Source organism: Novosphingobium sp. (assembly GCF_049240505.1).
Classification (GTDB): Bacteria; Pseudomonadota; Alphaproteobacteria; order Sphingomonadales; family Sphingomonadaceae; genus Novosphingobium.
The window spans coordinates 1-6,298 of sequence record NZ_JBMLSM010000086.1; the positions used below are offsets into that span (position 1 = coordinate 1).

Sequence of the window (6,298 nt, forward strand, 5' to 3'; positions counted from 1 at the left end):
ATCGCGCGCCGCCTGACCGAGGCGAAGCAGACGATCCCGCACATCTACCTCACCGTGGATATCCAACTCGACGCCCTGCTCAAGCTGCGCGGCCAGCTCAACAAGGCTCTGGAAGCGCAAGGCGTGAAGCTTTCCGTCAACGATCTGATCATCAAGGCGCTGGCCAAGGCGCTGGTGCAGGTGCCCAAGTGCAATGTCAGCTTCGCCGGTGACGAACTGCGCAGCTACAGCCGCGCTGACATTTCGGTCGCTGTCGCCGCGCCTTCGGGCCTGATCACGCCGATCATCGTCGATGCCGGTGCCAAGTCGGTTTCGGCCATCGCCACCGAAATGAAGGCGCTGGCCGGCAAGGCGCGCGAAGGCAAGCTGCAGCCACATGAGTATCAGGGCGGCACAGCCTCGCTCTCGAACCTGGGCATGTTCGGCATCAAGAGCTTCGATGCGGTGATCAACCCGCCGCAAGCGATGATCATGGCGGTCGGCGCGGGCGAGCAGCGCCCCTATGTGATCGACGGCGCGCTGGGCATTGCCACGGTGATGTCGGCCACCGGCAGCTTTGATCACCGCGCGATTGACGGCGCAGACGGCGCTGAACTGATGCAGGCATTCAAGGCCCTGATCGAGAATCCGCTCGGTCTGGTTGCCTGATCGCCTGACCATTCTGCGAGCGGCAGTGCGCCGCTCGCTTCGCTAGACGTTTTGGCCGGAAGAGGCCTGAAGGAGCATTTGCGTGGCTGACCAATACGACGTCATCGTTCTCGGATCCGGCCCCGGCGGCTATGTTGCGGCGATCCGCTGTGCGCAGCTTGGCCTGAAGACCGCGATTGTCGAGCGCGAAAACCTCGGCGGTATCTGCCTCAACTGGGGCTGCATTCCCACCAAGGCACTGCTGCGCTCGGCCGAAGTGCTCAACCACATGAAGCACGCCGCCGCCTATGGCCTGGCTGCAGACAACATCCGTGCAGACCTCGACGCGGTGGTGAAGCGTTCGCGCGGGGTCGCCAAGCAGCTCAATCAGGGCGTCACGCACCTGATGAAGAAGAACAAGATCACCGTGCACATGGGCAACGGCGTTCTCAAGAGCGCGACTTCGGTTGAAGTGACCGGCGATAAGGGCGCCGAAACGATCTCGGCCAAGCACGTGATCGTAGCCACTGGTGCCCGCGCGCGTGATCTGCCGTTCGCCAAGGCCGATGGCGAGCGCGTGTGGACCTATCGCCATGCCATGACGCCCAAGGTCATGCCTACCAAGCTGCTGGTCATCGGATCGGGCGCCATCGGCATCGAATTTGCCAGCTTCTACAACGATATGGGGGCGGAAGTTACCGTCGTCGAGATGATGGACCGCGTGGTACCGGTCGAAGACGCCGACGTATCGGCCTTCCTCGAAAAGGCGCTGACTAAGCAGGGCATGAAGATCATGACCGGCGCGGGGGTCGAAAGCCTTGCCGTTTCAGCGTCGGGCGTGAAGGCGAAGATCAAGGGCAAGGACGGCAAGGTTGCGGAAGCTGACTACAGCCACGTGATCGTCGCTGTGGGTATCGCGCCCAACACCGAAAACATCGGCCTCGAAGCGCTGGGCGTGAAGGCCGAACGCGGGATCATCGGCATCGACGGCTATGGCCGCACCAACGTCAAGGGCCTCTGGGCCATCGGTGACGTGACGCCGGGACCGTGGCTCGCGCACAAGGCGAGCCACGAAGGCGTGATCGCCGCCGAGGCTATCGCAGCGGAACTGGGCAACAAGGATGTCCATCCGCACCCGATGGACCGTGCGAACATTCCCGGCTGCACCTACTGCCACCCCCAGATCGCCAGCGTCGGCCTGACCGAAGCGAAGGCCAAGGAAGCGGGGTACGCGCTGAAGGTCGGCACGTTCCCGTTTATCGGCAACGGCAAGGCGATTGCGCTGGGCGAACCGGAAGGCTTCGTGAAGACCGTGTTCGACGCCAAGACCGGCGAACTGCTGGGCGCGCACATGATCGGCGCCGAAGTGACGGAAATGATCCAGGGCTACGTTGTGGGCAAGACGCTGGAAACGACTGAGGCAGAACTGATGCACACGGTGTTCCCGCACCCGACCATCAGTGAATCCATGCATGAAAGCGTGCTGGCTGCATATGGTCGGGCAATCCACATCTGATACTTCAAGTTTGGCCGCCAAGACATTGGCGATGAACGAAATAGCGCGGGCGGGGCAACCTGTCCGCGCTTTTGTTTATGGTCGAAATAGGGCCAAATTCTGCGAATCACGGAATTTCAACAACTTGTGCGGAGTTAGTTGATGAAGTTGAGGCGACGTGCCCTCTTTCAACTGAGGGCGCGTGGCCCGGGTGGCTGACTATTTCAAAAAGCCGTTGAAGATGACAGGGTGGACCGTTGTAGGAAAACGGTTTTTGCCTTGCTGTTTGACCTGCGTCAGCCCGCGGCACCGCCATTTTGACTTTGGCCGGGAAATACATCACCTTGATTGCGGGATGGCTCGATTGCCTTGGGGGGCAATAGCGCTTTCGTAGCTGCGGTGGCGCGGCTGGGGGTGGACGGAGTGGGCAACGCCGTAACGCTTGGGGGAATGCCGCGCGCTGGCGCAAGGCAGACCTATCTCCAGCGCGCATTCTTCAGCCTGATGATGCTGGCGCTGCTATGCGCCATCAACTTGCCATTCTTCATGAGCCCAACCCAAGTGCTGCCAGATGGGGGCGTGCGCGCAGGCGTTGCCGACTTTGCAGGCGCAAGCCCGGACCGTGTGCCCGTGCGGCTTGAGGGCCAGTGGGCGATGGTCTGGCATGACGCGCCTTACGCGGGGCAGTCCTTTCCGATATCGGTGCCGGGAACGTGGGCAAAGCAGAGCGGACCGGACGGAAAGCCGCTGCCCGCACAGGCATCGGCCAGCTATTTCGTGACATTGCGAGGCCTGCCGCCCGGTTCCTATACGCTACACCTGCCGACGATCTTTGCCGCGAGCCGGGTGTGGGTGGACGGAACGCTGGTGAGCAAGCGCGGCGTGGTGGGGCGCGATGCATCGGATACACGGTACGAATGGCGATCTACCGACATTCCGCTGGTGGCCAACGGCAAAGACATTCGCCTGCAGGTGGATGTAGCCAGCTATCTCCACCGTCGTAACGGCATAGAGGCTGCGCCGGTTCTGGGCACGGTTGAAGCCATGCGCAGTTGGGGCGGTTTGCGCTGGGCGCAGGAAATGCTGTTTCAGGTGGCGCTGACCGTGTTGGGCGCGATCAGCCTTGCGATTTTCCTGTTCCGACGGAGTGACCGGGTATCGCTGTTCGTGGCGCTGGGCTGCTTCGGCTTCATCCCTTCAACGATGATGCTGGGATATGACAACCTGTTGCTGATGCTGATGCCCGACCTTGGGTTGCGCGCGATGCTGGCGCTGGTGGACCTGTTCGGCACCGCATCGGTGATCTTTGCGCTCGCCTATGCGCACACGCTGTTTCCAGCAGAAAGTCCAAGGCGCGTGTTCTGGGGGCTGACCGGTCTGGTCGGGCTGGTGTGGCTGATACAGGCCTTCAACTTCACGTTTTCGACGATCCTGACGACATCGCAGATCACCGCTTATGGTTTCTGGGCGCATACGGCCGGGCTGGGGTGGATATTGGTGATCCTGATCCGCGCGGTGATCGATCGGCGCGATGGGGCTGTGCCGTTCCTGATCGGCATGGGCGCCATGTTTGCCAGCGTGAGCATGATTTCGGTGGTGGCGTTCGGCGTGGCCCCCGGAAATCGTGTCGCCGGGATCGATTACACCGCGTTTGGCGTGGTGATCATGCTGTTTTCGCACCTTGTGGTGCTGGCAGAGCGCTGGGCCGTGACGATCAACGCCAGCGAAGTGATGAACGGGGAATTGCAGCAATTGCTGGAGGTCAGTTCATCGATCAACGGCGAAATGAAGCTGGAAGCACTGCTGGAGAAGATCGTCGAGGCGACGAGCCGCATCCTGCACACCGAACGGTCCACGCTTTATCTTTATGATGCCGAACACGACGAGCTTTGGTCGATGGTGGCCGAAGGTGTGGAACAGAAGATCATCCGCATCGATGCGGGCAAGGGGCTGGCAGGAGCGGCATTCCGTTCGGGCGAAGTGGTGGCGGTGGCCGATGCCTATACCGATGCGCGTTTCAACCCGGCGGTGGATGCGGAAACGGGGTTTGTTACACGCGCTGTGCTTTCCATGCCGATCACCACGCGCGACGGCCGGACGATCGGGGTGATGCAGGCGCTGAACCGCGTGGACGGCGGCAGCTTTACCAAAAACGACGAAGTGCGCATGGCCGCATTTGCCGCGCAATCTGCCATCGCCATAGAGAACGCCACCCTGTTTGCGGAAGTGGTGGCATCGCGCAATTACAGCGAGAGCATTCTCAATTCGATGTCGGCAGGCGTTGTTACGCTCGATGCCGAGGGTCGGATCAGCAAGATCAATCCGGCGGCAAAACAGATGTTGCGATTGGGCGACGATCCGCAGGCCAATACTGCAGCCGCAGGGGCGCGGTTTGCGGCCGCCAATCCTTGGCTGGCGCAGGAAATCGCATCGGTTGCGCGCGATGGATCGGTGCGCAACCTGATCGACGTGCATGTGACGGTGAGCGAGGGGCAGGACAAGGATGCCAACGTGAGCATCGTGCCGCTGCTGGCCGAGGTTGGGCAGGTGGGCACGTTGGTGCTGATCGACGATATTTCCGAAGGCAAGCGCATGGCATCGACGATGCGGCGCTTCATGCCGCAGGAAGTGGTGCAGGAGGTGTTCAGCCGGGGTGACGACCTGATCTTTGGTTCGGCGATTCCGGCCAGCGTGCTGTTTGCCGATATCCGCAGCTTCACCACGCTGGCTGAAACGCTGACGCCGCGCGACACCGTGGACATGCTCAACGAGATTTTCACCGAGCTGTTCGAGGCGGTTTCATCAACCAGCGGCATGATCGACAAGTACATGGGCGATGCAGTGATGGCGGTCTATGGCGCGCCGCTGCCACATATTGACGACAGCGCCAATGCCGTGAGCGGCGCGATTGCGATGATCGGCGTGACGCGACGGCTGAACGAAGGCCGTGTTGCGCGCGGGCTGGTGCCCCTGCGGCTGGGCATCGGCATTGCGAGCGGCGAAGTGGTGGCAGGAACCATCGGCAGCCCGAAACGCATGGACTATACCGTCATCGGGGACACCGTGAATCTGGCGGCGCGTTTGCAGGATGCGACCAAGATATATCGCGTGAATGCCATCGTCTGTGATGGAACGGCGGCGAAGATTGCGGGCCGGTTCCCTTTGCGCGAGCTGGATCTGATGCGGGTGCGCGGGCGCAAACGGCCTACGCGCATTTTCGAGATTGTGGACACGGGTGATCTGAATGTTGAAGGCGTTGCCGCCTATGCCGCTGGAATGCAGTTTATCGGCCAGCGTGACTGGGTAGCCGCTGAGCGCGCCTTTGCCGACGCCGCGATGGCGCTGCCGGATGATGTGCCGTCAGCCATGATGCTGCAGCGTGTGCGCCATGCGCAGCAAGAGCCGCCGCCTGCTGATTGGGATGGGGTTTGGGGATGAGGGCGCGGGAATCGGGCTTAAGGGAGCCACACAAACCGCTAACATTTCACCGGGCAATGTGATAGTTACATGTAACCTTTGATGGAGCATCGCATGGTCACGGCATCCCCTCCCAAGCCGACGCGGGTAAAGGTCGGTGAACATCGCGCGCGCTTGCGTGCCCAGGGCCTGCGCCCCATCCAGATATGGGTCCCCGATGTGAGAGCGGCGTCCTTCCGCGCCGAAGCGCATCGTCAGTCGCTGGCCGTGGCGACAAGCAGGCATGCAGCAGATGATCAGGCATTTATCGATGCGGTGAGCGATTGGGACGATGCGTGACACGAGGGAATATCTGGACGGTTTCGGGCGGCAAAGATTACGCGGGCAAACCCCGTCCGGTGGTGATCGTGCAGGACGATAACTTTGACAGCACCGATTCCATAACTGTCTGTGCTTTCACGACAGACACCACCGAAGCACCGCTGTTCCGGCTGTTGGTCGAGCCGAGTGAGCGCAACGGATTGCGCTCCTCCTGTCGTCTGATGGTGGACAAGATCACCACAGTGCCGAAATCGAAAATGGGGAAAGCGATCGGCCGTCTAGATGATTCCGACATGTTGCGGCTCAATCAGGCTATGATGGTGTTTCTCGGATTGGCTGTATCGCCGCGTGCGGGAAGGGCCTGATCCCGCAGCCCAGCGACGGCTGGCGGACAGGGTGGGATTCGAACCCACGGTGAGCTTCCACCCACGGCGGTTT

Annotated in this window: 5 protein-coding genes; all 5 read left to right on the plus strand. The window is 61.4% G+C overall.

Annotated elements, in window-relative coordinates; genetic code table 11:
- Nucleotides 1–648: 2-oxo acid dehydrogenase subunit E2 (locus ACOVQ0_RS06805; protein ID WP_421881913.1), on the plus strand; the 648-nt coding region annotated here is incomplete at its 5' end.
- An 82-nt stretch (nucleotides 649–730) separates the two neighbouring features.
- On the plus strand, nucleotides 731–2,143 hold the full coding sequence (gene lpdA / locus ACOVQ0_RS06810) for a dihydrolipoyl dehydrogenase (RefSeq protein WP_421881916.1): 1,413 nt from the start codon (nucleotides 731–733) through the stop codon (nucleotides 2,141–2,143).
- 378 nt (nucleotides 2,144–2,521) lie between these two features.
- The gene (locus ACOVQ0_RS06815; protein ID WP_421881919.1) at nucleotides 2,522–5,560 is read left to right on the plus strand and encodes an adenylate/guanylate cyclase domain-containing protein; all 3,039 of its coding nucleotides are present in this window, start codon (nucleotides 2,522–2,524) and stop codon (nucleotides 5,558–5,560) included.
- Between the two features lie 93 nt (nucleotides 5,561–5,653).
- Complete coding sequence (locus ACOVQ0_RS06820) at nucleotides 5,654–5,878, plus strand: antitoxin MazE family protein (protein ID WP_421881922.1); 225 nt, start codon at nucleotides 5,654–5,656, stop codon at nucleotides 5,876–5,878.
- Nucleotides 5,875–6,225 carry a type II toxin-antitoxin system PemK/MazF family toxin gene (locus ACOVQ0_RS06825; protein WP_421881925.1) on the plus strand — a complete coding sequence of 117 codons (351 nt, stop codon included), beginning with the start codon at nucleotides 5,875–5,877 and terminating at the stop codon, nucleotides 6,223–6,225. Before ACOVQ0_RS06820 ends, ACOVQ0_RS06825 begins: the two co-directional genes overlap by 4 nt.
- Nucleotides 6,226–6,298: the final 73 nt, after the last annotated feature.